Annotated in this window: 24 protein-coding genes, 4 tRNA genes and 1 riboswitch; of the genes, 19 read left to right on the top strand and 9 right to left on the bottom strand. The window is 42.2% G+C overall.

Annotation, left to right across the window (positions count from 1 at the left end; all coding sequences use genetic code 11):
* Positions 1–47: 47 nt before the first annotated feature.
* Entirely contained in the window at positions 48–1,061 is a 1,014-nt protein-coding gene (galE, locus tag J3455_RS14635; RefSeq protein ID WP_130049864.1) for a UDP-glucose 4-epimerase GalE, read from the bottom strand.
* Between the two features lie 230 nt (positions 1,062–1,291).
* Here galE and J3455_RS14630 point away from each other — a divergent pair, with 230 nt between their 5' ends.
* Positions 1,292–1,795, top strand: coding sequence for a DUF3016 domain-containing protein (locus tag J3455_RS14630; RefSeq protein ID WP_130049863.1), 504 nt, complete (start codon positions 1,292–1,294; stop codon positions 1,793–1,795).
* 423 nt (positions 1,796–2,218) lie between these two features.
* Here J3455_RS14630 and J3455_RS14625 read toward each other — a convergent pair whose 3' ends face one another.
* Positions 2,219–2,509 (bottom strand): hypothetical protein, encoded by a 291-nt coding sequence (locus J3455_RS14625; protein ID WP_054554123.1) that lies wholly within the window; start codon positions 2,507–2,509, stop codon positions 2,219–2,221.
* Between the two features lie 72 nt (positions 2,510–2,581).
* Here J3455_RS14625 and J3455_RS14620 point away from each other — a divergent pair, with 72 nt between their 5' ends.
* Positions 2,582–2,794, top strand: a complete 213-nt coding sequence (locus tag J3455_RS14620) for a hypothetical protein (RefSeq protein WP_130049862.1) — start codon at positions 2,582–2,584, stop codon at positions 2,792–2,794.
* A 268-nt stretch (positions 2,795–3,062) separates the two neighbouring features.
* Here the strand turns inward: J3455_RS14620 and epmB are convergent, their stop codons facing one another.
* Positions 3,063–4,076 carry an EF-P beta-lysylation protein EpmB gene (epmB, locus tag J3455_RS14615; RefSeq protein ID WP_167659010.1) on the bottom strand — a complete coding sequence of 338 codons (1,014 nt, stop codon included), beginning with the start codon at positions 4,074–4,076 and terminating at the stop codon, positions 3,063–3,065.
* Between the two features lie 41 nt (positions 4,077–4,117).
* Between epmB and efp the strand changes: the two genes are divergently transcribed.
* Both efp and epmA read left to right on the top strand, forming a co-directional pair.
* Entirely contained in the window at positions 4,118–4,684 is a 567-nt protein-coding gene (efp, locus tag J3455_RS14610) for an elongation factor P (RefSeq protein ID WP_054554126.1), read from the top strand.
* Positions 4,685–4,908: 224 nt separating this feature from the next.
* On the top strand, positions 4,909–5,883 hold the full coding sequence (epmA, locus tag J3455_RS14605; RefSeq protein WP_256854960.1) for an elongation factor P--(R)-beta-lysine ligase: 975 nt from the start codon (positions 4,909–4,911) through the stop codon (positions 5,881–5,883).
* 54 nt (positions 5,884–5,937) lie between these two features.
* On the opposite strand, the gene J3455_RS14600 is transcribed toward epmA, so the two are convergent.
* On the bottom strand, positions 5,938–8,037 hold the full coding sequence (locus J3455_RS14600; RefSeq protein ID WP_178926538.1) for a TonB-dependent receptor: 2,100 nt from the start codon (positions 8,035–8,037) through the stop codon (positions 5,938–5,940).
* A gap of 230 nt (positions 8,038–8,267) precedes the next feature.
* On the opposite strand from J3455_RS14600, the gene J3455_RS14595 reads away from it, so the two are divergent.
* The 8 genes from J3455_RS14595 to J3455_RS14560 all read left to right on the top strand — a co-directional run bounded on the left by J3455_RS14595 (position 8,268) and on the right by J3455_RS14560 (position 15,817).
* Positions 8,268–8,657: an acyl-CoA thioesterase gene (locus J3455_RS14595; protein ID WP_130049858.1), complete on the top strand. Its 390-nt coding sequence runs from the start codon at positions 8,268–8,270 to the stop codon at positions 8,655–8,657.
* Between the two features lie 124 nt (positions 8,658–8,781).
* Positions 8,782–9,183, top strand: coding sequence for an META domain-containing protein (locus tag J3455_RS14590; RefSeq protein ID WP_130049857.1), 402 nt, complete (start codon positions 8,782–8,784; stop codon positions 9,181–9,183).
* A gap of 64 nt (positions 9,184–9,247) precedes the next feature.
* A riboswitch (TPP riboswitch) is annotated at positions 9,248–9,349 on the top strand.
* Between the two features lie 147 nt (positions 9,350–9,496).
* Complete coding sequence (gene thiC / locus J3455_RS14585; protein WP_130049856.1) at positions 9,497–11,449, top strand: phosphomethylpyrimidine synthase ThiC; 1,953 nt, start codon at positions 9,497–9,499, stop codon at positions 11,447–11,449.
* Between the two features lie 65 nt (positions 11,450–11,514).
* Positions 11,515–12,519: an FAD-dependent oxidoreductase gene (locus J3455_RS14580; protein WP_167659017.1), complete on the top strand. Its 1,005-nt coding sequence runs from the start codon at positions 11,515–11,517 to the stop codon at positions 12,517–12,519.
* 8 nt (positions 12,520–12,527) lie between these two features.
* Positions 12,528–12,725: a sulfur carrier protein ThiS gene (thiS, locus tag J3455_RS14575; protein WP_130049854.1), complete on the top strand. Its 198-nt coding sequence runs from the start codon at positions 12,528–12,530 to the stop codon at positions 12,723–12,725.
* 1 nt (position 12,726) lies between these two features.
* On the top strand, positions 12,727–13,509 hold the full coding sequence (locus J3455_RS14570; protein WP_130049853.1) for a thiazole synthase: 783 nt from the start codon (positions 12,727–12,729) through the stop codon (positions 13,507–13,509).
* A gap of 15 nt (positions 13,510–13,524) precedes the next feature.
* On the top strand, positions 13,525–15,048 hold the full coding sequence (thiE, locus tag J3455_RS14565) for a thiamine phosphate synthase (protein ID WP_349561960.1): 1,524 nt from the start codon (positions 13,525–13,527) through the stop codon (positions 15,046–15,048).
* A 1-nt stretch (position 15,049) separates the two neighbouring features.
* Positions 15,050–15,817, top strand: coding sequence for a HesA/MoeB/ThiF family protein (locus J3455_RS14560; protein WP_130049851.1), 768 nt, complete (start codon positions 15,050–15,052; stop codon positions 15,815–15,817).
* 38 nt (positions 15,818–15,855) lie between these two features.
* On the opposite strand, the gene asd is transcribed toward J3455_RS14560, so the two are convergent.
* Both asd and rsgA read right to left on the bottom strand, forming a co-directional pair.
* Complete coding sequence (asd, locus tag J3455_RS14555; RefSeq protein WP_205987916.1) at positions 15,856–16,722, bottom strand: archaetidylserine decarboxylase; 867 nt, start codon at positions 16,720–16,722, stop codon at positions 15,856–15,858.
* An 18-nt stretch (positions 16,723–16,740) separates the two neighbouring features.
* Positions 16,741–17,799 (bottom strand): small ribosomal subunit biogenesis GTPase RsgA, encoded by a 1,059-nt coding sequence (gene rsgA, locus J3455_RS14550; RefSeq protein ID WP_130049850.1) that lies wholly within the window; start codon positions 17,797–17,799, stop codon positions 16,741–16,743.
* A 122-nt stretch (positions 17,800–17,921) separates the two neighbouring features.
* Between rsgA and orn the strand changes: the two genes are divergently transcribed.
* From orn to J3455_RS14525, 5 genes are all read left to right on the top strand, one after another.
* The gene (gene orn / locus J3455_RS14545) at positions 17,922–18,467 is read left to right on the top strand and encodes an oligoribonuclease (protein WP_063530280.1); all 546 of its coding nucleotides are present in this window, start codon (positions 17,922–17,924) and stop codon (positions 18,465–18,467) included.
* Positions 18,468–18,641: 174 nt separating this feature from the next.
* Positions 18,642–18,717: transfer RNA gene (locus J3455_RS14540), tRNA-Gly, on the top strand.
* 101 nt (positions 18,718–18,818) lie between these two features.
* A tRNA-Gly gene (locus J3455_RS14535) sits at positions 18,819–18,894 on the top strand.
* Positions 18,895–18,995: 101 nt separating this feature from the next.
* Positions 18,996–19,071 (top strand) — tRNA-Gly (locus J3455_RS14530).
* A gap of 92 nt (positions 19,072–19,163) precedes the next feature.
* Positions 19,164–19,239: transfer RNA gene (locus J3455_RS14525), tRNA-Gly, on the top strand.
* A 72-nt stretch (positions 19,240–19,311) separates the two neighbouring features.
* On the opposite strand, the gene J3455_RS14520 is transcribed toward J3455_RS14525, so the two are convergent.
* The 3 genes from J3455_RS14520 to J3455_RS14510 form a co-directional block, all read right to left on the bottom strand.
* The gene (locus J3455_RS14520) at positions 19,312–19,737 is read right to left on the bottom strand and encodes a secondary thiamine-phosphate synthase enzyme YjbQ (RefSeq protein ID WP_130049848.1); all 426 of its coding nucleotides are present in this window, start codon (positions 19,735–19,737) and stop codon (positions 19,312–19,314) included.
* Entirely contained in the window at positions 19,734–20,201 is a 468-nt protein-coding gene (locus J3455_RS14515; RefSeq protein WP_054554140.1) for a chemotaxis protein CheX, read from the bottom strand. Before J3455_RS14515 ends, J3455_RS14520 begins: the two co-directional genes overlap by 4 nt.
* A 73-nt stretch (positions 20,202–20,274) precedes the next feature.
* Complete coding sequence (locus tag J3455_RS14510; RefSeq protein ID WP_054554141.1) at positions 20,275–20,709, bottom strand: transcriptional repressor; 435 nt, start codon at positions 20,707–20,709, stop codon at positions 20,275–20,277.
* 94 nt (positions 20,710–20,803) lie between these two features.
* Between J3455_RS14510 and J3455_RS14505 the strand changes: the two genes are divergently transcribed.
* The gene (locus tag J3455_RS14505) at positions 20,804–21,424 is read left to right on the top strand and encodes a MarC family protein (RefSeq protein WP_130049847.1); all 621 of its coding nucleotides are present in this window, start codon (positions 20,804–20,806) and stop codon (positions 21,422–21,424) included.
* A 98-nt stretch (positions 21,425–21,522) separates the two neighbouring features.
* Entirely contained in the window at positions 21,523–22,002 is a 480-nt protein-coding gene (locus J3455_RS14500; RefSeq protein ID WP_130049846.1) for a hypothetical protein, read from the top strand.
* Positions 22,003–22,153: the final 151 nt, after the last annotated feature.

Genomic DNA, 22,153 nt, shown 5'->3' with positions numbered 1-22,153 from the left:
TTAAAAAGCCGATGTGTGAACATCAGCTTTTTAATTTTAGACTTTGACTATTTGTAACCGTTAGGGTTATTACTTTGCCAGCGCCACGTATCTTGCATCATTTCATCGATGCCTCGTTCAGCTTGCCAGCCAAGCTCTTTTAACGCTTTTTCTGGTGCTGCATAGCAAGCTGCAATGTCGCCTGCTCTACGCGGTGAAATTTGATATGGGACAGCTTGACCGCTGGCTTTTTCAAAAGCGGTAACCATTTGCAGTACTGAGTAACCATTACCTGTGCCAAGGTTAAATACGTGTGCACCTGTATCAGTTGCAATACGGTTAAGTGCTTTTAAGTGACCTAATGCTAAATCGACGACATGGATATAATCACGAACACCTGTACCATCTACAGTATCGTAGTCATCCCCAAATACACCTAGCTTTGCTAGCTTACCCACTGCGACTTGCGAAATATAAGGTAATAAGTTGTTAGGTATACCATTCGGATCTTCACCAATCAGGCCGGATTCATGCGCGCCGACAGGGTTAAAGTAACGTAAGATAACAAAGGCAAAGCGTTCATCTGATTTTGCGATATCTTGTAGCATCATCTCAACCATAAGCTTTGATGTGCCATATGGGTTGGTCGTACCGCCAACCGGGAAGTCTTCACGAATTGGCAAACTTGCAGGGTCACCGTATACAGTTGCTGATGAGCTAAATACTAACTTAAATACGCCAGCGTCACGCATGGCATCAACCAAAGTCAGTGTACCTTGTACGTTGTTTTGGTAATACTCAATAGGCTTTACAACCGATTCACCAACCGCTTTTAAACCAGCAAAGTGAATAACACTATCAATTGCGTGTTCACGGAATATTTTGTCTAGGCAGGCTCTATCTAAAATATCACCTTGATAAAACGTGACGTCTTTGCCAGTGATTTGTTTTACGCGAGCCAATGACTCATTCGATGAATTACTTAAATTATCAAGAACAACAACGTCAGTGCCTTGTTGTAATAATTCTAAAACGGTGTGAGAACCGATGTATCCGGCTCCGCCGGTGACTAAAATGGTCATAAAATATCCATGAACTATACCTGGTTGAATTAGCCTTATTTCAGCACATTTTGCGTTAAATTACATAAATAAATTGTGATTCATAACAATAAAGCAAAAATATGAATCGCTTGTTTTTGATTACATTTTGCACCATATTGGTTACACCTAAGTGTTTAGATATTAAGCTATAGTTAATTGTCAGCAGCTAAAATTTAATCATTAGCTATACCTGTTAAGTGGAGAAACAGATGAATACAGTAAAAAAAATTGCCTTAGCAATGGTCATTGCACTACCTGCTTTTGCTCATGCAGGAGAGGCAAAAGTTAAATGGCATGACTTTAACGATTACCGTGATGTAGAACCTGGCAACAATTCACCAAAAGGTTCATTTCATAAAAATGTGGCGAAAAATTTTGAAAAACACTTCAATAAGCTTGCCGAAAAGTTACCTGAAGGCTACACCTTTAACGTTGAAGTGACAGAGCTTGACCTAGCCGGTGATGTGCGTTTTGGTACCATGAATGAGTTACGTATCATCAAGCCAATTTACTTCCCACGTATCGACCTAAATTATTCGATTACCGATAAAAACGGTAAAGTGATAAGTGAAGCAAATGATATCAAGCTTAAAGATATGGGATTTATGGATCGCATGAAAATGGGGCGCGATGAAGCCTACTATTACGATAAGCGTTTAATCACTGATTGGTTTGAAGATGAGTTATTGCCGTCGTTAAATTTGGGCGAATGATAGCTGTCAGCTGTCAGCTGTCAGTTTAAAGTTGAACTGTGTTGTTTGTGGGTCTTGTAAAAGACCTATATCGTGGGAGGCGTTTTAACGCCGAAAAACAATTAACGGCTAAAGCTGCTCCCACATGTTGGCGTGAAATTTTTTTCGCACGAAAATATTTGCACAAAGATAAGTGAATGAGGAAGTGATGATAATACTTTTTTGTTTCCCTCTAAAGCGCAGCGCCTCTTAGCCTCTTTGTGAATTAAAGATCTTTTTCCAACCACAGAGGACACAGAGAGCACAGAGGAAAAGAAGAGAGATTCAAATAGTGTTTATGTTCAGCGAAGCGTCTCTTATCTCTCTTTGTGAGATTAAATGTCTTTGGTGTAGGCGTGAAATTTATTTCGCGCGTAAGCCTCTATAAAAATAGAGGCTTCTACGTTACTTAAACGTCGCTAACAGTTGTAGTAACTGTTGCAGTTTAATAACGGTTTTTTTCAGTTTTTCTTCGTCCATACCGTCGTTGCTTAAGCTTTCTACATCAGCAGCAACATCGAGAACGTAAGGTTTAAAGCGTTTTGCTTCAAAATCAAAGCCAGCATCTTTTGCAAATAAGGCTTTGAATTTACCATGGCCTTGCTGCTGTAAGTCATCTAATTTTTTATCAGCATCAAGTGCCTGACGATAAACGATTTTTAGGTTAGCATTGAGTTGTTCAATAATTGAATCCATTTTTTTCCTAAAGCTTTAGACTGCAATGCCGATATAGTACGTGGATTGTCATAAAAAGTCAGGTAATGAACTATGAATATATCAGGATCAAGCTTACCAGCGATGAGTGGCGGTGGCGAAAGTGCAGAAGTTTACAGCGCATCGCTTGCTAAAAAACAGCAAAAGGCTGATGGTGCTGCGGCACTTGCACTTATCGAAGGCGCAGCAACATCGAGTGCTGCAGCGCAAACACCTGCTAAGTCGGTAACTGCGACACTAGGTAACAACGTAAACGTATACGTTTAGTTGTTAAACTAGATAGGGCGTGTTGACCCTTTATGATTAATTTTGCAGCAGTGTGTTTGGTATTTAGGCAAGGCAGAGCCTATGCAGTGTGGTTGTTCCACATAAATAGGCGATAACGCAGCATCAATGCCAAACACGCGCTGCCCTTCGGGTTCTTCCTAGGGGCGATTAACTCTTTGTTGCTCGATTTTTACTTAGCCCACTAGGTTACAAATCTCGCGCCGCGATTAAATCGCCCCTAGAGTGAACAAATTTCAATCAACAAAGGTCAACACGCCCTTAGATCGATAGGCGTTTTACTTTGCTCGCCACCGATCTCGCGCACCAGCTTAGGAACCAAGAATCCCGGCAATGCTGCTAGCATAGCCGTCACGATTTCTCGCGCCTGACTCTCAGCTATATCAAAATGGCTGGCACCCTCAACTTTATCTAGTAGATGTAAGTAGTAAGGAAGTATATCTGCCTCAAACAATGCTTCACTTAGTGCAACTTGTGAATCAACAGAATCATTCACATCTTTCAGTAATACCGCTTGATTTAATAACGTAACCCCCGCGACTTTTAATTTTTGCATAGCCGCTTTAAATTCATCATCAATTTCGTTGGCGTGATTGATATGGTTTATAAACACCACTTTTAAAGGCGATGCAGCAAAGCGCGAACATAGCTCATCGGTAATTCTTGCTGGGATCACCACAGGCAAGCGGCTATGAATACGCATGCGTTTAATTTGCGGTAGCTGTTCGAGCTCATCCATAAACCAACTAACAGCATCGTCCTTGGCCATCAATGGATCACCACCACTCAAAATAACTTCGTTGATGTTGGCGTCGGCTTTTATATATGCCAGTGCCTCAATTAAACTGCGTTTGTTTAATTGGTTTTCTTGATAAGGAAAATGACGTCTAAAACAATAGCGGCAATTTACAGCACAACCGGTTTTAAACATCACTAAAACGCGAGAGCGATACTTGTGTAATAAGCCCGGTTGATTATTATCTTGTTCTTTTAGAGGGTCTTTATCGTAACCTGTTTTTGCTAAAAACTCTTGGTGTTTTGGCATCACTTGCAGCAAAAGAGGGTCGTTTATGTCGCCATAACGCATTTTTTTGATAAAAGGCAGTGGCACACGGACAGGAAAAAGACTGCGTGCTTTGAGGTCTTTTTCGTCTACTTTGCTTGATAATCCTAGCATTTCTAGCAAGCGTTCAGGACAAGTGACAACATTTGCCAATTCTTTTTGCCAGTTTTTATGCAAATTTACTTCATTTCTTTGTATCATTGACACGTAGATTACTCGAAATTATTTAGACAGAGGAAACGATGGCGAATTATAGCACCAATGAGTTCAAGGGCGGCCTAAAAATTATGTTAGACGGCGAACCTTGCAGCATCTTAGAAAATGAAATGGTAAAACCAGGTAAAGGCCAGGCGTTTAACCGTGTTCGTATTCGTAAACTTATCACAGGTAAAGTACTAGAAAAAACATTCAAGTCAGGTGAATCAGTTGAAGGTGCAGACGTAATGGATACAGATTTAGCGTATCTATACACTGACGGTGAGTTCTGGCACTTCATGAACAACGAAACATTTGAGCAAATCGCTGCTGACGAAAAAGCGCTTGGCGACAATGCAAAATGGTTAGTTGAAAATGACGTTTGTACAATCACGCTTTGGAACGGTAGCCCAATCGCTGTGACTCCACCAAACTTCGTTGAATTAGAAATCACTGAAACAGATCCAGGTCTAAAAGGTGATACAGCGGGTACTGGCGGTAAACCGGCAACATTAAGCACAGGTGCTGTTGTTCGTGTTCCTCTATTCGTACAAATCGGCGAAGTGATCAAAGTTGATACACGTAGCGGTGAATACGTGAGCCGTGTTAAGTAACAGGCTTTGTTAATACCAATTCGCAATAATACTTAATCATTTTGAGGGATTAAACCTGTCGCTAGCTACGTTAAAAATTTCTGATTTAGAACAACTAAATAACGAAATTTTTGCCTTGCTATCAACAAGGTTTTATTGCCTCAAAATAGACCACTTAATTAAGCGAGTTGGTATGAATTATTATAAAATCCCAGCTTCTGCTGGGATTTTTTTTGGGAAACACTATGTCTAATGTCCTTTGGCAACCAAGCGCCGATATTGAAACTTTACGCCACCGTGCCGCTATCATCCGCCGTATTCGCGAGTTCTTTTATGCACGTGATGTTATGGAGGTTGAAACGCCAAGCTTAAGTGCGGCCAGTGTAACCGATGTGCATTTAGCGACATTTAGTACCGAGTTTGTTGGTCCTGGTCATGCTGGTGGCTTACCACTTTATTTGCAAACGTCACCTGAGTTTGCCATGAAGCGTTTACTTGCTGCAGGCTCTGGGGCTATTTTCCAGCTATGCAAAGCCTTTCGTAATGAAGAGGCGGGTAGTCATCATAATCCTGAATTTACAATGCTTGAGTGGTATCGTCCGGGTTTTGATGAATTTGCCCTTATGGATGAAATGGATGAGCTTATGCAATTAGTGCTTGGCGTAGAAAGCGCAGAGCGACTAACTTATCAACAAGCTTTTATGAACGCCTTAGGTGTTGACCCTTTAACCGCTAATATCAGCACTTTGCAGCAACTAGCAACGGAGCAGGGCTTTGCCGATATTGCTGCGCATGAAACGCACCGAGATACCTTGTTGCAGCTATTATTTTGTATGAAGGTAGAGCCAACGATTGGCCAAGAAAAGCCTTGTTTTGTTTATCATTTTCCAGCTTCGCAAGCGGCTCTTGCCCAAATTTGCCAACATGATGAGCGAGTCGCAGGGCGCTTTGAGTTATATTTCAAGAATATGGAGCTGGCAAACGGCTTTAATGAACTAACAGATGGCAAAGAGCAAGCAGCTCGCTTTTGTGAAGACAATCAATACCGTGAAGCGAATGGTTTAAAGCAAGTGCCAATGGATGAGCGCTTAATCGCTGCGCTAGAGCATGGCTTACCACAATGTGCGGGTGTAGCGCTGGGTATTGATCGACTCATTATGCTGGCAACGAATAAGCAAAAGATTAAAGACGTACTCGCCTTTGATGTTGAAAGGGCTTAATTTATTAGGTTCTAGGAATTTGGGTGCTAAGTAAAAAACTTAGCACCGAATTGCTTATAGCTCGTAAATAAATGTCACACCGGCAACCATTGGTTCGCCAAGCTGCGTGTAAGTGTGAGTGGTGTATCCATCTAATGGGTCGTTACCAAACTCAAAACCACGGGTTGGTACGTCTTCGTCAAATAAGTTACGTGCCCATGCATTAATGCTCCAATTATCACCTTCATAACCAAATGAAGCATTCACTAAATTCGTGCTTGGTGCTTTTGAGTTATGGCTATCAGAGAAGTAATAATCGTCTTTACCCTCTAAACCAATCGATGCATAAAGTGCAGGCGTAAAGTTATAACGCGCAGTGAATGCATATTGGTACTTAGGTGCTTGTGCTTGGTCGCGACCATCTTGATCAAGACCTGATTGAGCCACAAAGTCATTGATTTCTGTATGTAGATAACCTGCACTACCTGTTAGTAGTAAATTGTCAGTTGCTTGGAAGCTACCTTCAATTTCTAAACCGTAGTTTTCGCCAGAGCTGGCGTTATCGATATAGCCTGTGAACTTTTGACCTTCAACTTGCCACGATTTTAGCTGCATATCTTCTCGATACATATAAAAGGCGGCTAGACGTAACACAAATTTATCGTCTAGAGAGCTGCCTTTAACACCAAACTCACCGCTCCATAAGTACTCAGGGGCAAATGATGTGTGATTAGCAAAAAAGTCAGCATCGAGGTTTAAGCCTTCGTCTTTTGCTTTTGCTAAAGCTTCAGAGTTAATACCGCCAGCTTTATAGCCACGGGTGATGCTGGTGTAGATCATGGTGCGATCAATGACTTGATATTCAAGCGCAAGCTTACCACCGACCATGACATCATCAGTTTCTTCAATAAAACCGTTATTGTCGGTGTAGTCGCCTTGGTACTGTTCAACGCGCAGACCTGTAATTAAGGTTGTTTTTGGGCCAATAGGTGTAGCTAACTGCCCGTATGCAGCAATATTGCTGGTTTCATAATTTGATGCAAAAGGTTGTGCCAGCCAAGTGTATTGGCGCTCTAAATCGACTTCGCGGCCTTGGTAATAAATACCTGCCACCCAATCGCCCGCTTTGCCATTAAATTGTAGCTCGGCTGCTTGATCTTTTCGGTCGCGTAAATAGGTATCTGTTGAGCTATAACCCCACTCATGTAGGCCTGCAGCACATAGTTCAGGCTGAGCTTCATCGTTACATACCCAATCTTCGTCGAAGCTGTATAGCAGCTCGCTGTCGATCCCTGAAACATTTAGGCTTACATCAAACCAATCGAAGCCGGTGTAAATGTTTGCAAGGCCAACGGCGATACTTTCTTGATTATCCTCACCAGGCTCATCAGCAACGCTATTACGGCTATTATCGAGCGTGAAAGCATCATAACCGTTATTAATATCAATATAATGAACGTTAAGTTCTGTGCGTAAGTGGCTAGTTAATTGGCTGTGCAATTTAAAGCGAGAAACGAGCTCGTCTTGTTGTTGGGTATCTTCACCTAAATAACGGTTTTCTACATAACCATCAGACTCGCGTTGATAAACACTGGCACGCACTGCAGTATCATCAGTAATACCAGTACCTGCTGCAATACCTGCTTCGTAGCTATTGTAGTTGCCCGCACCCAGTTGCACTTTAACGCTTGGATCAAAGGTTGGCGCAGCTGATTCCATTTGAATCATGCCAGCTAAAGCATCAGCACCAAATCGAGTTCCTTGTGGACCGCGATAGATTTCAACTTGGTCGATATCAAATAATAGCGAACTGCCACCTAAACCAGAGTAGTTAATGCCGTCAATAACTAAGCCAACCGACGGGTTAATAGGATCAACAAATTGCGAGCGTAATCCAACACCACGAATTTGCACGAAACGACCACGAGATGCGCCTGAGGTAAAGTTTACGTTGGCAGCGCTAGCTAGCATCTCATCTAAAAACTTTGCACCACGTTGATTGATTTCATGGTCTGAAAACAAGCTTGCACTGGCACTTAAAGTTTGAATGCTCTCTTTTTGGAAATCACCGGTAACTACAATTGTTTCCAGCTCACCGTCTTCAGCGTAAGCAATCGAAGATGCTGCGAATAAAGGCAGGATGGCAGCAGATAATAATGATAAACGTCGTTTCATGCGGGTTCTTAACTCCATTTTAGGGACTGCTATTCTAGCAACCTAGCTAGCCAAATGGCTATAAATACCAATTCGCAATAATACTTAAGCATTTTTGACGGGTTATACCTAGCATTACCTGCGAGGCTTGCTTGCCCAAAAATAGAACGCTCAATTAAGCGAAATGGTATAAATCAATTTTTATGGTATAAACGCAGGCAATTATACGTAAATTGATTAGGAATACGACTATGACCTTTAGAGTAGACTTTAAAGTGCGTGATTATGAGTGTGATTTACAAGGAATTGTAAATAACAGTGTTTATTTTAATTACTTAGAGCATGCTCGTCATGAGTTTTTACATGCCCAAGGTGTCGACTTTGCAAAGCTAGCAAGAGAAAAAGTAAACCTTGTGGTGCTTCGCAGCGAAATGGATTACAAGGCATCACTTGTGCCTGGTGATGAATTTTATGTTGCTGTTGAGCCTGAGCGAATTAGCCGCTTAAAGTTTGCGTTTAGACAAACGGTATACCGTAAACATGACGATAAAGTAATGCTTCAAGCTTTGGTCATTGGCACATCAGTTAACGAAAAAGGTCGTCCTTTTTTACCAGAAGAAGTCGATAACTTATTCAAATAGTCTGCGTTGTTCTTCGAAAAGCTAACTTAGAACAATTTTTTACAGATAAAACATGTTTTTTTAACGATCAATTGCGTTAAATGTTGTTATTATTACTACATTGAAATTTGAGTCGTAAAAAAATATGAAGTTAGTAGCCTTGCCTCTTCTTTTAGTACTATTTTGCATGGGTTGCTCATCGACCGGTACTGTATCGAGTGAGCAATTAAAATATACACAGTGGCAATTATCAAAAGTGAATGGTTTAGCAATTCCTGTATCCCAAACTGCCTCTATACGGTTTATTGAAGCGATGCAGGTTAATGGCTTCGCTGGTTGTAATAAATTTTTTGGTGAGGGTGCGCTAAACGAAGATATGCTAACAGTCAATAAGTTAGGTATGACACGTAAATCGTGTGGCGAGCAAATTGATGATCTTGAGCAGCAATTACTTTCAACGTTGAAGGAAGGTGCAGCCATTAATTTAAATGGTGAGCAACTAACCTTGCAAGGCGAGCATCACTTTACCTTCATTGCAAAAAACTAAAGTTGCTGAGCTTGCAGCAATTTTTTAACTGACGTACACTCAGGGCGTTTTATAAGAAACGAATTTATACTTGTCGGAGTGCCTTTAACAAGGCTGAGATCGCGAAAGCGGGATCCGTGAACCTGATCAGGCTAACACCTGCGTAGGGAACAAGCTGCCTCAATGGGCGCTTGTGCGCCAAATTTCTGGGGCATAAGCGGCGCAGGCTGCACTAGTAAGCATTAGCTTATTAACAACGATCCAATGGCGTTAGCCACTCTCTATTGCTTTTGCAATATCTGACAAGACAACCCTTAAAGTAATGAGGTAAGTCATGTCAAATACAACAACTAAACCATCTCGCCGCGAAGTGCGTGCGGCAGCATCTGATTATATTTATAACTTAACTGGGCAACCCTTTCCTAATTCTCATAAAGTGTATGTGGAAGGCACACAAGATAATGTGCGAGTAGGGATGCGCGAAATCACCCTTAGCGATACCTTTATCGGTGGCACTGAAGAGAACCCAGTGTTTGAACCTAATGCCCCAATTCGCGTTTACGATACATCAGGCCCTTACACTGACCCTGATTTTAAGCTTGATGTGCGCAAGGGACTTGAGAAATATCGAGAAAAGTGGATTGAGAGTCGCGGCGACACTGAAGTCTTAGACTCAGTCACTTCACAATTTTCTCAGCAACGTATGGCGGATGAAGGCTTAGATCATATTCGCTTTGAGCACTTGCCAAAAATCCGCCGTGCTAAAGCGGGTAAAAATGTGACGCAAATGCATTATGCGCGACAAGGCATTGTGACTCCAGAAATGGAGTATGTGGCAATTCGCGAAAACATGGGACGCGCTAAAATTCGTGAAGAGTTACTTGCAGCGCAGCATAAAGGCGAATCGTTTGGGGCCAGCATTCCTGATTTCATTACCCCAGAATTTGTGCGTGATGAAATTGCACGTGGCCGTGCGGTGTTACCGAATAATATCAACCACCCGGAAACCGAGCCAATGATCATTGGCCGAAACTTTTTAGTTAAAGTGAACGCGAATATTGGTAACTCATCAGTCACCTCATCAATCGAAGAAGAAGTTGAGAAGATGGTGTGGTCAACGCGTTGGGGCGCCGATACGGTAATGGATTTATCAACAGGCCGCTATATTCATGAAACCCGTGAATGGGTGGTACGTAATTCACCAGTACCAATTGGTACTGTACCTATTTATCAAGCGCTTGAAAAAGTAAACGGTGTTGCCGAAGACCTTACGTGGGAGATTTTCCGCGATACCTTGATTGAACAAGCTGAACAAGGTGTTGATTACTTTACCATTCACGCTGGAGTATTACTTCGTTATGTACCTATGACGGCAAAACGCGTTACCGGTATTGTGTCGCGCGGCGGTTCAATCATGGCCAAATGGTGTTTAGCACACCATAAAGAAAACTTTTTATACACTCACTTTGAAGAGATCTGTGAAATTTTAAAACAGTACGATGTGTGTTTTTCACTGGGTGATGGCTTGCGTCCAGGTTCTATTGCAGATGCCAATGATGAAGCCCAGTTCAGTGAGTTACGTACTTTAGGTGAGCTGACAAAACTTGCTTGGAAACATGACGTACAAGTATTCATTGAAGGCCCTGGCCATGTGCCGATGCATATGATCAAAGAGAACATGGAAGAGCAGCTAAAACACTGTGAAGAAGCACCGTTTTACACCCTCGGCCCACTGACAACGGATATTGCACCGGGGTACGATCATTTCACATCGGGTATTGGGGCCGCGCAAATTGCCTGGTATGGCTGTGCCATGCTTTGTTATGTAACACCTAAAGAGCATTTAGGTTTACCAAATAAAGAAGACGTTAAAGAAGGCCTTATTACTTATAAAATTGCCGCCCATGCCGCTGATTTAGCAAAAGGCCACCCTGGGGCGCAAGAACGCGATAACGCATTATCAAAAGCACGCTTTGAGTTCCGTTGGCACGACCAATTTAATCTAGGTTTAGACCCTGAACGCGCTCGTGAGTATCACGACGAAACACTGCCACAAGAATCAGGAAAAATTGCACATTTTTGCTCTATGTGTGGCCCTAAATTTTGCTCGATGAAGATTACTCAAGAAGTACGTGATTACGCAAAAGATCTTGAGGCTAGAGGCATTGATCCGAATAACGTGGGCGATGCTATCGAAATCAAAATGGTCGATGTTGAAGCCGAAATGAAAGCAAAGTCAGACGAGTTCAAAAAAACAGGCTCTGAGATTTACCACAAAGCAGTTTAATTTATGGAGCTAGGCATAGCGATAGGTTCTGGGTTTTTACCTAGAGCCTAGCGCCTAGAAAGTTTATGTCTTTAAAGATAGCGATACTTGGTTTTGGCTTAACGGGTCGTTTGACTGCACTAGCACTTGCCAAAGAGCATCAGCTAAGTGTGTTTGAGCAGGATGATCAACATGCTAGCAATAGTGCTGGCAGTGTTGCCGCAGCGATGTTGGCACCACTCGCTGAATCAGTACTGTGCGAACAGGATCTAGCATTACAAGGGCTTAATAGTATTTCACGTTGGCAGCAAATCTTAAGCGAACTTGATGAACCTGTATATTTTCAACAAGCAGGCAGCTTAGTGGTTGCTCACCAGCAAGATAAGGGCGATTTACAAAGTTTTGTGAGCCGTTTAAAGCCCCTTGGTAGTAATCAAGCGAAATCTTTGTCGAGTATTCAAATAGCCGAACTTGAGCCTGAGCTTGCGGGGCGTTTCCATCAGGGGGTGTATTTACCCTGTGAAGGGCAGCTAGATAATCAGGCATTTTATAGCGCCAGTTTTAAAAAGCTTACATCGCAAGGAGTTCAATTTAAATTTGCTTGCAAAGTTGAGCTGAATGGTCATCAAGTGAATGGTCAAAGCTTTAATTATGTATTTGATTGCCGAGGCTTAGGTGCTAAACAGAATGAGCCTTTACTTCGCGGAGTACGAGGTGAGGTGGCGCGTTTATATGCACCAGAGGTGAATCTTACTCGACCTATACGACTGATGCATCCGCGCTACCCAATTTACATTGCACCAAAACCAAACCACCAATTTGTGATTGGTGCTACGGAGATTGAATCGCAAGACACAGGCAAAGTCACAGTGCGCTCTGCACTTGAGTTATTGTCTGCTGCTTATACGGTGCATAGCGGTTTTGCTGAAGGGCGTATCGAGAGCTTGCAATCGGGGCTTCGTCCTGCGTTTGCAGACAACCGCCCTAAAGTCAGTATACAAGATCGAGTTATCAGTATTAATGGCTTATACCGGCACGGTTATTTACTTGCGCCTCTGGTGGTTGATGAAGCTGTTAGCTTAATTGCTTAAGGATAAAAATGAATATTTTAATTAATGGTCAGTCAGTTACAGTGAGCGACGATACATCTCTCACTCAGGCCTTGAATCAATTTGGCGCTAGACCCCCATTTGCGGTTGCTGTTAATGGTGACTTTGTACCTCGCAGTCAGTGCGATGCTAAAATCCTCAACGAAGGCGACAGCATTGAGTTATTGTCGCCGATTCAAGGAGGTTAAGATGGATAGTTTTTCGGTTTATGGTGAGCAATTTAGCAGTCGTTTACTGATTGGCTCTGCACTCTATCCTTCGCCAAGTGTTATGCAGGATTCGATAGTGGCCTCACAGGCTGACATTGTCACCGTTTCATTGCGTCGTCAGCAAAGCGTTGCAGCGGGTGATGATTTCTGGCAATTGATAAAAAACACTGGCTTAAAGGTGCTGCCAAATACTGCGGGTTGCCACAGTGTGAAAGAAGCGGTGACGTTGGCGCAAATGTGCCGCGAAGTGTTTGCTACTGATTGGATCAAATTAGAACTAATAGGTGATGAATATAATTTACAGCCTGATCCAATTGCACTGCTCGAAGCAACTAAAATTTTATTGGCTGATGGCTTTAAAGTTTTACCTTATTGCACCGATGATTTAGTGCTGTGTCAGCGTCTAGCTGATTTAGGTTGTGAAGTATTAATGCCTTGGGGCGCACCGATTGGAACAGGTAAGGGTTTGCTGAATCCTTACAACTTAAAAATGATCCGTGAACGTTTACCTAACCATACTTTAATCGTTGATGCGGGTTTAGGTTTACCATCTCATGCCTGCCAAGCGCTTGAATTAGGGTATGATGCCGTATTATTAAATTCGGCAATTGCAGGTGCTGGTTGCCCTGTAACTATGAGTAAAGCGTTTAGGAATGCTGTTGAGGCGGGGCGATGTAGCTATTTGGCTAAAGCGATGCCTGAAAAAGACGTAGCAAGCCCGTCAACGCCAACTCTCGGTATGCCGTTTTGGCATCAAGAATAAAATGTGAGGACTAACATGAATCAGGTTGTATGGACCATAGCAGGCTCAGATTCGGGCGGCGGCGCAGGCATTCAGGCCGATATCAAGGCAATGCAAAGTTTTAATGTACATGGCTGTACGGTTATTACTGCTTTAACGGCACAAAACAGTTTAGGTGTAGAAGCACTAAACCCGATTTCAACAGCGGTTATTGAATCACAATTACTCGCGTTAGCCAGTGATATGCCTGCCAGCGTTATTAAGATTGGCATGCTTGCAAATGTGCAGCAGATACAGCTTATTAGTGAACATTTAAAACATTACATAGCAACTTGGGCAGTGCCGCCTTTGGTTGTTTATGATCCGGTTGCTATTGCTTCAAGTGGTGATTTATTAACAGAAGAAGATACTGTTAGTGCCATCAAAGAGTGTTTATTGCCATTAGTCGATGTAGTAACACCGAACACGCACGAAACGCAGTTATTAACCGGTGTTTATTTGATTGGCCCAAGCGCAGTGAAAGAAGCCGCTGAAAAGTTAACAAGCTATGGTGCAAAAGCGGTGATCATTAAAGGTGGTCATTGGGATTACCCAAGTGGCTATTGCATTGATTACTGCGTGCAAGGCGAACAAGCATATTGGCTTGGCAACGAAAAAATTCAAACTCCGCATAGTCATGGCACTGGATGTAGTATGGCGTCGGTAGTTGCTGCTTGCTTAGCAAAACAGTACCCACTTAAAGATGCCTTCATTTTAGCAAAAGCCTATATAAACCAAGGTTTAAAAGCGGCTGTTCGCTATGGTGAAGGTATTGGTCCTGTTGCACATACTCGCTTTCCAACAACGCTGGCGGATTACCCACAAGTAATCGAAGCGGGGAGTTGGTTAGGTGATGAGCTCGACTTTGATTGCCCGGTTAATTTTACCATGGCAGCAGGCTTTGCAGAATGTGACTCGAAACAGCTTGGTTTATATGCCGTTGTAGATACCGTTGATTGGTTGGAGAAGTGTTTAGCCGAAGGGATTAAAACTGTTCAATTAAGAATGAAAAATGCAGACGATGCTGCACTCGAAGATGCGATTGCAAGTGCAGTTATGTTAGGGCAGAAATACGGTGCGCAGGTGTATATCAATGATTACTGGCAATTGGCGATTAAGCATGGTGCTTATGGTGTGCATTTAGGGCAAGAAGATTTACAAACCGCTAATTTAATTGCCATAAAAGAGGCTGGGTTACGTTTAGGTGTGTCGACCCATGGTTTTTATGAGATGCTACGCGCGCATAATTACAGACCAAGTTATATGGCGTTTGGCGCTATTTACCCAACCACCACCAAAGACATGACAGGGCAAATTCAAGGCTTAGAAAAGCTCGAAAAATTTGTACCTTTAATGGCTGATTACCCAACAGTCGCAATTGGTGGGATTGATTTATCACGTGCAGAGCAAGTGGCGAGCACGGGTGTTGGTAGTGTTGCCGTAGTACGTGCGATTACTAAAGCCGAAGACTACCAAGCAGCCATTGCCAAGTTAAAACACGTGGTCGAAGGTCAGCCTTAATATGAGCGCGTTAAGCGACAAAGAGCAAATTCGTTATAGTCGCCATTTACTAATAAAAGAGGTGGGGCTTGCGGGTCAGAAAAAGTTAAAGTCTACACATATTGTGGTCGTCGGCGCTGGTGGGCTTGGCTCACCGGCATTGTTTTATTTAGCGGCTGCAGGTATCGGAACGCTCACTTTGATAGACGATGATAAGGTTGAGCTTTCAAACCTACAGCGACAAATACTGTATAAAGTAAACCACATGGGGCAGGCAAAAGCGCAGGCGGCTGCTAAGGTGATAAGCAGTTTAAATAATCAAATAAAGGTTAATCCATTATGCCAAAAACTTGATGAAACTAACTGTTCCGAGCTTCTTAAGGGTGCTGACATCATCCTAGATTGCAGTGATAACTTTACTACCCGCTATTTGGTTAATCGCTATTGTTTAGCTAGGTCTATTCCACTTGTTTCAGCTGCAGCTATCGCAACACAAGGGCAGGTGATGAGCTTTGATTTTCGTGATGAAAATAGCCCTTGCTATGGTTGTGTATTCCCGCAAACGGATGAGCAAACTGCACTTAATTGTGATAATGCTGGGGTATTGAGCCCGTTACTCGGGGTTATGGGGAGCATGCAAAGTTTATTGGCTATCAATATATTGCTTGGCCATAAAGCGGGCAGTGAGTTTATTCAATTCGATGGGCTAACACTACAACAGCAGCGCTTCAGTATACAAAAAGATAGCGAATGCTCAGAATGTAATAACAGTGTGTGGACACGTTGTTAGCAAACCACTTTTTAGCGAAAGTGGTTTGCTTGGGTATATTAGTCGTTAATTTTCGCAAATGGTGTGCCCATGCGCGTCACTGTTTCAGGGTGTTGATCTGATAAGAACTCAGCTTGATTTGCACCCCAAGCTAATATAACAGTAGAGCCTAATTTAAAGCGGCCCATTTCTTCACCCTTCTTAAGGGTAATTGCATTGTCACCTTCAGTTGGGTAATTCCAACTAAATACATCTTTACCCGCTGGTGGCGTTACTGTGCCTGCCCAGATAGTCTCAATGCTAGCAACAATTGTCGCACCAACAAGTACCATAGCTAGCGGACCAATTTCGGTCTCGAATATAGCCACGACACGCTCGTTACGAGCAAATAGGTTAGGAACATTTTGTGCTGTTAACGGGTTAACCGAAAATAAATCACCCGGTACGTAGATCATTTTGCTCAGCGTACCATCAACAGGCATGTGAATACGGTGGTAATCTTTAGGTGCTAAGTAAATAGTCGCAAACTTACCGCCTAAAAACGGCGCAGTGTCTTCTTCATTGCCGCCAAGTAACGCTTGTAAGCTGTAGTCATGACCTTTGGCTTGAATGATTTGACCGTCTACTACATCGCCTAATTGGCTTATTGCACCATCAACTGGGTGAGCAACAATGTCGCTTTCCTCAGCAAGTGGACGAATACCTTCTTTTAATGGGCGAGTGAAAAACTCATTAAAAGTTTTGTAATGAGCTGGATCTGGGTATTTAGCCTCACTCATATCAATTTTGTATTGTTTGATAAACAATTTAATCAAGGCCGTTGTTAAGCCACCCGCTTTTGCTGCTGCTAACTTGCCAACCATGCGCGAAATGAAATGTTTTGGCATGGCATATTGCATAGCAATTTTGAATTTATCTAAACTCACTTGTTATTTCCTAAATAGTTATACGCGAGGAGCGCGTGCACCAGCACGGCCGTCGGCCATAGTTTCTAAAATTCGGTGGTAACTGTCAAAACGAAGTTCTGAAATTTCACCATCATCAACAGCTTGGCGAATTATACAGCCAGGATCGTTTAAGTGCTTACAATCACGAAAACGACAGCCACCAATAAAATCACGGAACTCTTTAAAGCACCAAGTAACGCGCTCAACATCTAAATGCCATAAGCCAAACTCACGAATTCCTGGTGAGTCGATAAGGTTACCGCCACTAGGTAAATGGTGTAATCGCGATACGGTGGTTGTATGCTGGCCAAGGCCGCTGTTTTCAGAGACTTCTTGAGTTAAAATTTCAGCGTCGGGTAGCACTGTATTGACTAAGGTTGATTTACCCACTCCGCTTTGACCAACAAAAATACTGTTTTTATCTACCAGCTTTTGTTTTAGCTCATCTATGCCATGACCTGTTTTATTACTGACTAACAGTACTTGGTAACCAAGGTCGCGATAGATATCGAGAATTTCATCAATAAAAGCAAGGCCTTCATCGTCTATTAAATCTATTTTGTTAAGTACCAAAATAGGCTCAATACCCATGTCTTCACAGGCAACTAAATAACGGTCAATAATGTTTGGCGTAAACTCAGGAAGCACAGCTGAGACCATTAAAATTTGGTCGATATTTGCAGCGACTACTTTGACACCGTCATAAAAGTCGGGGCGTGTTAGTTGTGAGCGGCGCTCATGAGTTGCTTCAATAACGCCAGCTAAGTCGCCTTCGCTGACTTTTGCACGGCGAAAAATGACCTCGTCACCACAGACAAGGCTTGATACTGTTCGCCGTATATTACAACGTAATACTTCACCTGACTCGATTTCGATGTCGGCATGTTGACCAAATCTACTTATTACAACTGCATTTTCGGCAGGGCCTAAATTATCATTTTGCCATTGCACTGCAGCCCCTTTCTGTTGCTTTTTATCTGCATTAGAGAGGCGTTTTTGATGATTGGCCTTAATTCGACGTGATTGGCCTTTACTTAATTTCTTTTGTTTTGCCACTTTTGGCCCATAACTTGATTAAATGTCGGGCTTTTTGAAAAAAAAGCTTTAGGTCGACTGATGATACTAATATGATATATCTAAATGCGTTGGATCTAAAGGAAAGCACCGCTAAGGTAACTATGTCTTTTCATAAATCAAATCTTATCTGGCTCGACCTGGAAATGACTGGCCTCGAACCAGCAACAGATAAAATACTCGAAATTGCCACTGTTGTCACCGACAGTGATTTAAACATCCTGGCTGAAGGCCCTGTTATTGCTATTCATCAAAGTGATGAACTGCTTAATGGCATGGACGAGTGGTGTACGACTCAACACGGACAATCAGGTTTAACAGCTCGCTGTAAAGCCAGCACATTCACTGAACAAGATGCTATTGATCAAACATTGGCATTTTTAAAGCAATGGGTACCTGCGGGTGCTTCGCCTATGTGTGGTAATTCTATCGGCCAAGACCGCCGCTTTATGAATAAGTACATGCCTGAATTGGAAGACTACTTTCACTACCGTAACCTTGATGTGAGTACCGTTAAAGAGCTTGCACGTCGTTGGAAACCTGACGTGTTAGCACAAGTGAACAAAAAAGGTTCACATCTAGCCCTCGACGATATCAAAGATTCGATCATGGAATTAAAGGTTTACCAAGAAAAATTCTTTAATTTGTAAAAAACATTTGCAAACACATCGGATTATTGTAGAATCCTGCCCCGCTTAAGACGTTAACCCCCGCGGGGTTGGTATGTCTCTAAGTAATTGAATGCGGCACTAGCTCAGTTGCCAGAACGTTTCACCACAGCCTTCAGGTTGTGCGACAACGGACAAATTACTGACTACTTAAAAGCGGCACTAGCTCAGTTGGTAGAGCGCAACCTTGCCAAGGTTGAGGTCACGAGTTCGAGCCTCGTGTGCCGCTCCAATTTCTCACCAAAAGAAATTGGCTTAAGTTTCAAGGGGAAAGTTGAAAGCACCAAGCTATTCCAACTTTTAACTTGAGTCTTATAACTAGTAATTTATTGTGCGGCACTAGCTCAGTTGGTAGAGCGCAACCTTGCCAAGGTTGAGGTCACGAGTTCGAGCCTCGTGTGCCGCTCCAATTTCTCACCAAAAGAAATTGGCTTAAGTTTCGAGGGGAAAGTTGAAAGCACCAAGCTATTCCAACTTTTAACTTGAGTCTTATAACTAGTAAATTATTGTGCGGCACTAGCTCAGTTGGTAGAGCGCAACCTTGCCAAGGTTGAGGTCACGAGTTCGAGCCTCGTGTGCCGCTCCAATTTCTCACCAAAAGAAATTGATATAAGTTTCAAGGGGAAAGTTGAAAGCATTAGCTTGAAACTAGAAACTTGCAGCTTACAACTTATTTATGCGGCACTAGCTCAGTTGGTAGAGCGCAACCTTGCCAAGGTTGAGGTCACGAGTTCGAGCCTCGTGTGCCGCTCCAATCTCTAATAAATCCCCAAACACTTTTTAAAAAAATTAGAAGTTAAGACATGCTTGCAGCTTACAGCTAGTTTTAGATCTGACCTTGAATCGTGGCGACAATGCGTCTAGTACCACCATGGTCTCGGTGTTCACCTAAATAGATACCTTGCCAAGTGCCTAGCATTAAACGGCCTTGGTTAATTGGAATAGTGAGTTCTGCACCTAATGTGCTGCTTTTTATGTGGGCAGGCATATCATCATCACCTTCATAATCATGGCGATAATAACTTTGTCGTTCTGGCACAAAATGATTGAAGTGACTTTCCATATCCATTCGTACAGTAGGATCTGCATTTTCGTTAATAGTTAAGCTTGCAGAAGTATGCTGAATGAAAAGGTGTAATAAGCCTACTTTGTATTGCGTTATTTCAGGAAGTTGACGAAGTAGCTCGTCATCAATGATGTGAAAGCCTCGCGAACGAGGCTTCAATTGAATGATTTTTTGCTGCCAGCTCATAGTTTATCAAAGCTAACTTCAATATTGGCGTTACCATCAGCAGAAGTGAATGGAATTAACACCTTGGCACCTTCACATTTATGAGCGATTGTATGTCCTTTACCAGACACGACAACTGGCGTAGCCATATCAAACTCATAGCCTTTTTCGCCGAGTAAGTTTTTAGCTCCACCTGTCACCATGTTAGTAATTTCACCTACCATGTCGGTTACTTCTTCGTTCACCGTATCAGGGCGTTCACCTAGCATTCTTTCCATAATGGTTAGTGCCAGATTTTCATCAAAGGTGATTGAAAGTGAACCTTTAGTTTGTGGGCCAACCATACCAATCAAACCTGATACATCGCCACGGGCTAATTCATCTTTTTTTAAACTAGGTTTGCCCGGCTTTAATTCTGTTTGAGCCATGGTGCTCAATACATTTAATAATGATGATAAAAAAGGGTTGATGAACTCCACATTCATTATTTAATTTCCCTTAGGTTTCGAAATGCCATTAATCATACTTTAAGTGTAGTGGTTGTTTCAAACACCGCACTTATTCTTTGCACTTTTCGCACTTGCCATGTGCTTCGATAGTTTGTCCTGAGACAATAAATCCACTTTCTGCAGCTAAGTTATTAAGCTCATGAGATATTACTGTTGAATGTAATTCTTTTACATAACCACAGCTGTCACAAATTAATAATTGTACAGGGTGAATGTGATCAAAATGATGGCACAACATAAATGAGTTGGTGCTTTCAATTTTATGAATAAAGCCAAGTTCCGATAAGAAATCGAGCGCTCGATAAATAGTGGCTGGTTTTGCGCCTGACTCAGTTAATTTGAGTTGTTCTAATAAGTCATAAGCACCGACACCACCCTGCGCACTAGCTAATAGGCGGAATACTTTTTCACGGATAGGTGTGAAACGTGCACCACGATTATCGCATACTTGTTTTGCTTTACTGACGAGTGATTCTATATTCATCTTCTCTTATCCTTACGCTACCGTGATATACTAACATACTGTATTGTAGTTGCAGTGTTTTTATTCGCTAACACGTTTCAAGGGAGTTTTCTTAATGAATGAATTGTTAGCTGCGTTCATTTTCTTTTTTGCCGTCATTGATCCGATCGGCACTGTGCCCGTTTTTATTGCTGTTACACGCTGGGATGATGCTAAATTTAAGCGCAAAGTTGCGTTAAAAGCTGTTGGTGTTTCGGCACTGGTTTTATTGTTTTTCGTTGTGGCTGGTGAGTTACTTTTAGACGCGATAAATATTCCGCTTTCGGCGTTTCAGATTGCCGGAGGTATTGTTTTATTACTTTTTGCTTTATTGATGATATTCGGTGAAAGTAAACCAGAAACAGAGATCAAAAGCGTTCGAGATAGCACTGAAACCGCTATTTTCCCATTGGCGATACCTTCAATTGCCAGCCCAGGTGCCATGCTAGGTGCGGTATTGATGACCCGAAATACCGAATACACTTGGTATGAGCAACTTATAACCTCATCGATCATGCTTTCTGTATTAGTAATCGTGCTGGTTTTATTACTGCTTGCTACACATGTTCATAAGTTAATTGGTGATAGTGGCGCGAGTATCATTAGCCGGGTGATGGGCTTAATTTTATCGTCAGTGGCGGTTACTAATATTTTAGGCGGTATTGCTCACTACTTTGGTTTAAGTGTTGTCGGCTAGTTTTAATTTAAAGTGCATTTTCAGAGATTTAAACTTTGAATAATTGCCTTCTTTTATCTAACTTTAAAGAAGGCAATATAAAATTTAAGGAACAAAGAATGCTAATCAAAAATGTCGTCTTATCTGTTTTTCTGATTTTTAGTTTAGGTGCTTGCATGGAGCCGACCTATGATAGTGGTAAGCTAAAAGTCATCGAAGTAACAGATCATGATTTTAAAATTAATGGTGAAAGCGCAGTAACCGTGATTGTTGGTCATGCCAATGTGGCGGAATACAGCTTCTCACTTCGTAAAAGTGATTTAAAGAAAGGCACGCTTCTGCAGTCTGTGTCTGACAGTAATCCAAATGTACGTGCTGATGGTACCTTCTTTAGTGAATATTATGTGCAATCAAAAGATCATGATACGCGCGCATCAATTGAAATTGTAGAAATGGATCCTGTTGAGAAAGTAGCGCGAATTGCAGTGGGTGCTAAGCTCGTTAACCTGAAAAACGAAGACTACAAAGAGCTTGAAATCACGGTATTGGAGCTTACAGGACAAAACCTTGAGCATCTTCTAAATGAAGTGAAGATGTAACTTTTCCATTTTTGCTTATTCATCAAAGAAGTGAGTTTGCAGTACACTTCTTCACCTCTTTTCATCATCTGATCTTCGATTAAGCCATGCCGTGAGCTTGCTTCGGTGGTATAATGGCTACAATTTTTCATTTCGGTGCATACCAATGGGG

Origin of the sequence: Pseudoalteromonas sp. NFXS39 (genome assembly GCF_040148775.1) — a bacterium.
GTDB classification, from domain to species: Bacteria; Pseudomonadota; Gammaproteobacteria; order Enterobacterales; family Alteromonadaceae; genus Pseudoalteromonas; species Pseudoalteromonas apostichopi.
The sequence above is the reverse complement of the archived record's forward strand: the minus strand, read 5'-3'. Positions and strand labels throughout refer to the sequence as shown.

Bases quoted from the DNA above. Each gene is read 5' to 3' on its own strand.
- J3455_RS14590 (WP_130049857.1), top strand. From the start codon at position 8,782: ATGAAGTTAGTAGCCTTGCCTCTTCTTTTAGTACTATTTTGCATGGGT.
- J3455_RS14580 (WP_167659017.1), top strand. From the start codon at position 11,515: ATGTCTTTAAAGATAGCGATACTTGGTTTTGGCTTAACGGGTCGTTTG.
- epmB (WP_167659010.1), bottom strand. From the start codon at position 4,076: ATGATACAAAGAAATGAAGTAAATTTGCATAAAAACTGGCAAAAAGAA.
- J3455_RS14520 (WP_130049848.1), bottom strand. From the start codon at position 19,737: ATGAGCTGGCAGCAAAAAATCATTCAATTGAAGCCTCGTTCGCGAGGC.
- thiC (WP_130049856.1), top strand. From the start codon at position 9,497: ATGTCAAATACAACAACTAAACCATCTCGCCGCGAAGTGCGTGCGGCA.
- J3455_RS14625 (WP_054554123.1), bottom strand. From the start codon at position 2,509: ATGGATTCAATTATTGAACAACTCAATGCTAACCTAAAAATCGTTTAT.
- J3455_RS14595 (WP_130049858.1), top strand. From the start codon at position 8,268: ATGACCTTTAGAGTAGACTTTAAAGTGCGTGATTATGAGTGTGATTTA.
- epmA (WP_256854960.1), top strand. From the start codon at position 4,909: ATGTCTAATGTCCTTTGGCAACCAAGCGCCGATATTGAAACTTTACGC.
- thiS (WP_130049854.1), top strand. From the start codon at position 12,528: ATGAATATTTTAATTAATGGTCAGTCAGTTACAGTGAGCGACGATACA.
- efp (WP_054554126.1), top strand. From the start codon at position 4,118: ATGGCGAATTATAGCACCAATGAGTTCAAGGGCGGCCTAAAAATTATG.
- galE (WP_130049864.1), bottom strand. From the start codon at position 1,061: ATGACCATTTTAGTCACCGGCGGAGCCGGATACATCGGTTCTCACACC.
- J3455_RS14560 (WP_130049851.1), top strand. From the start codon at position 15,050: ATGAGCGCGTTAAGCGACAAAGAGCAAATTCGTTATAGTCGCCATTTA.
- J3455_RS14600 (WP_178926538.1), bottom strand. From the start codon at position 8,037: ATGAAACGACGTTTATCATTATTATCTGCTGCCATCCTGCCTTTATTC.
- J3455_RS14510 (WP_054554141.1), bottom strand. From the start codon at position 20,709: ATGAATATAGAATCACTCGTCAGTAAAGCAAAACAAGTATGCGATAAT.
- orn (WP_063530280.1), top strand. From the start codon at position 17,922: ATGTCTTTTCATAAATCAAATCTTATCTGGCTCGACCTGGAAATGACT.
- J3455_RS14505 (WP_130049847.1), top strand. From the start codon at position 20,804: ATGAATGAATTGTTAGCTGCGTTCATTTTCTTTTTTGCCGTCATTGAT.
- thiE (WP_349561960.1), top strand. From the start codon at position 13,525: ATGAATCAGGTTGTATGGACCATAGCAGGCTCAGATTCGGGCGGCGGC.
- J3455_RS14515 (WP_054554140.1), bottom strand. From the start codon at position 20,201: ATGAATGTGGAGTTCATCAACCCTTTTTTATCATCATTATTAAATGTA.
- J3455_RS14500 (WP_130049846.1), top strand. From the start codon at position 21,523: ATGCTAATCAAAAATGTCGTCTTATCTGTTTTTCTGATTTTTAGTTTA.
- J3455_RS14620 (WP_130049862.1), top strand. From the start codon at position 2,582: ATGAATATATCAGGATCAAGCTTACCAGCGATGAGTGGCGGTGGCGAA.
- J3455_RS14570 (WP_130049853.1), top strand. From the start codon at position 12,727: ATGGATAGTTTTTCGGTTTATGGTGAGCAATTTAGCAGTCGTTTACTG.
- J3455_RS14630 (WP_130049863.1), top strand. From the start codon at position 1,292: ATGAATACAGTAAAAAAAATTGCCTTAGCAATGGTCATTGCACTACCT.